General features: G+C 68.1%; 3 protein-coding genes. All 3 read left to right on the top strand.

What is annotated here, in order from left to right; genetic code table 11:
* Nucleotides 1–308: 308 nt before the first annotated feature.
* The gene (locus MJ785_RS10025) at nt 309–554 is read left to right on the top strand and encodes an Arc family DNA-binding protein (protein ID WP_239310694.1); all 246 of its coding nucleotides are present in this window, start codon (nt 309–311) and stop codon (nt 552–554) included.
* A 13-nt stretch (nt 555–567) separates the two neighbouring features.
* On the top strand, nt 568–1,044 hold the full coding sequence (locus MJ785_RS10020; protein WP_239310695.1) for a type II toxin-antitoxin system VapC family toxin: 477 nt from the start codon (nt 568–570) through the stop codon (nt 1,042–1,044).
* A gap of 79 nt (nt 1,045–1,123) precedes the next feature.
* A partial coding sequence (locus MJ785_RS10015) for a DUF3375 domain-containing protein (protein ID WP_239380551.1) occupies nt 1,124–2,640 on the top strand: 1,517 nt, incomplete at its 3' end.

Raw genomic sequence — 2,640 nt, 5'->3', positions numbered from 1 at the left:
GATCCACGCCCCTATTGCCGGGCGCTCTAAAGCGCATTCCCGGTCATCAGCCCTCCGCTCCCTCCCGAACGATCTCAACGGTTATCAGCAGGTGTCGAGCCAGAGGAATCAGGCGGGTCTTGTCAGATGACGACCGTGGCCCTTGTCGGCGACCGCGGAACCGGGATCGCTCCATTCCTTCCTGCTCTGGGTGGGTTGCGGCGTGGCGGTGACAGAAAATCGTTGCATGACTTCGGAAAGTGGCCGTGCGTGCCGGCGGTGTCGCCTGCGCCCATTTGCGCTAGCATTGCTATCAGGAGGTGATCCAGATGGCGGCTGTCAGCATTCGGGATCTCGACGACGGCGTGCGGGAGCGGCTGCGCGTACGGGCGGCGCACCACGGCCGTTCGATGGAAGCCGAGATCCGCGCGATCCTCACCGCGGCGGTCAGCGAGCCCGAGGACGCCACTGGTCTCGCTCAGGCTCTGCTCACCCGGTTCGGCGCGCTTGGTGGCGTCGATCTCCAACTGCCAACGCGTACACAGGCACCGCGCGCGGCGGACCTGTTCACGTGACCGGGTACCACCCTTGACACTGATCGTTCTCGATACCAACGTCATCTCTGAGCTCATGCGCACGGCACCAGCCGCCCGCGTCGTGGCCTGGGTGACCAACCAGCCGGCTACCGCCCTGAACACGACCTCGGTAAGCCTGGCTGAGGTGCGTTACGGCATCATCCGACTGCCGATCGGTCGTCGCCGCGAGCTGCTGCTGGCGGCGGCCGACGACATCTTTACGGTATTCCGAGATAAAGTCCTGTCCTTCGATGCCGCGGCGGGCCGCCACTACGCCGATGTGGTGGTCGAGCGGGAAAGAGCCGGGGCTCCGATCAGCGGCTTCGATGCCCAGATCGCGGCCATCTGTCGGTCCCACGACGCCGTGCTGGCCACCCGCAACACCAACGACTTCACCGGTCTGGGTCTGGAGCTGGTCGACCCTTGGAGCGCCGGTGCGTTGCCTGCTGAGCAGGCCACCACCCGACGTGACAAACGCCTGGCTGAGTAAGAGGCTCCGACAGGGCCCACGCAAGCGCAAACGGGATCAGTCCAAACCATGTCGTACGTGTGTCGTACGCTATGTGGCGATGGGCACACAAGGTGTAGAAGGTGCATACCAGGGGGCGCTCCGGGCGTTCCAGAATCCGATGCTCACCCTGCTCCATCAAACGCACGCGCCGTTCGTGGTGACGGTGCTGGCGATGGTCTTCACCGCGGAGCGGCCGATGGTGGCGGTGGCGGACTCGCACGCGGAGATCAACAACGCCCTCGACCAGTTACGGGCCGCGGGCTATGGCGATGAGGACAACCAGCCGCTGCCCGCTGGGAACGCGCGGGAGCTGTGCAGGCAGTGGGTGCAGGCGGGATGGTTGGTGCGGCAGGTGTCCGATGATGACGTCGAGGTGTATCGGCTGTCCGCATACGGCGTTGGTGCGCTCGAGGTAGCCGGACGGGTCGGGGGGGTGCGGACGAGGGTGTCGGAGTCCCGGGTCAGGACACTGTTGGAGGCGATCGAGCGGCTTGCGCAGGATGCCGATCCGGACGTCATGGCCCGGATCGCGCGCCTCCAGGAGGAGATCCGGCAACGTCAGGAGGAGCTCGTTCGGCTCGAAGAGGAAGGCGCCGTCGAGACCGTCGAGGACGAGCAGCTGCTTGAGGCGGCCGAGAACGTGCTGCACCTGGCGCGGGAGCTTCCCGCGGACTTCGCCCGCGTGGCGGAGTCCATCAAGATCATTCAACGCGACGTCGTCGCTGAGCTGCGGCACGACGTGCGGCCGACTGGTGAGGTGCTCCGCGAGTACCTGGCCCGCGGCCAGCGGATCCTGGACGCGACGCCGGAAGGCCGTGCGTTCGCGGGAGCGTTGCGTCTGATCGGCGACCCGACGCAGATCAATGACCTGTGGAGCCAGCTGCGCACGGTGCTGCAGCACCCGTTCACCGAGCTGCTGCCCGAGCGGCAGCGGCGGGAGCTTACCGAGATCGCGCGCCGGATCGAGCAAGGCGTCAAGGAGGTGCTGACCGCGCAAAGGCAGGCATCCCATGTGATCACCACGCAGGTCCGCAACCACGATCCGATGCGAGACCGCCAGGTGGACGACTTGCTGAGGGAGGTGATGTCCGGTTTCCACACGTGGGTTCCCGGCTCACGCCGCGGCGAGGCCGTCGAGCCGCTCCGCCGCCTGCCAGTGGCCGACGTCGGGCACCTGCGGCAGCGCATGAGCGATCCGCGGCCACCACAGCCGCCCGCGCCGTTGCGCGAATGGGATGCGTCCGAGGACATACCGGCCGCGGACACCCGGGCATGGGGTGGGCCCCGGTACGCCGAGCTGCGCGCGCACGTGGCGGCGTTCGCGGGCGACGCGGAGAGCGTGGATGTCGCGGCGGCGTTCCGCGCGGCGGTCGAGGGTATCCAGCGGCCGGTCGACCTGCTCGGCTTGCTGGAGATCGCCCACGATGCCGGGATGACTGAGACGGACCAGGTCGCGGTGGTCGACGCGGTCCGCCCCGACCGGACCCGGCGACGGTTCGCCCTCGGCGGCGTGGTGGCTGCGAACCCGGCGCGCGCTGGCGGGAGCGGCGACGGGAGCGGCGACGGGAGCGGCGA

Origin of the sequence: Protofrankia sp. CiT1, from assembly GCF_917627335.1 — a bacterium.
Lineage (GTDB): Bacteria > Actinomycetota > Actinomycetes > Frankiales > Frankiaceae > Protofrankia.
Note: the sequence above shows the minus strand (reverse complement) of the source record. Positions and strands in the feature narration are given on the sequence as shown.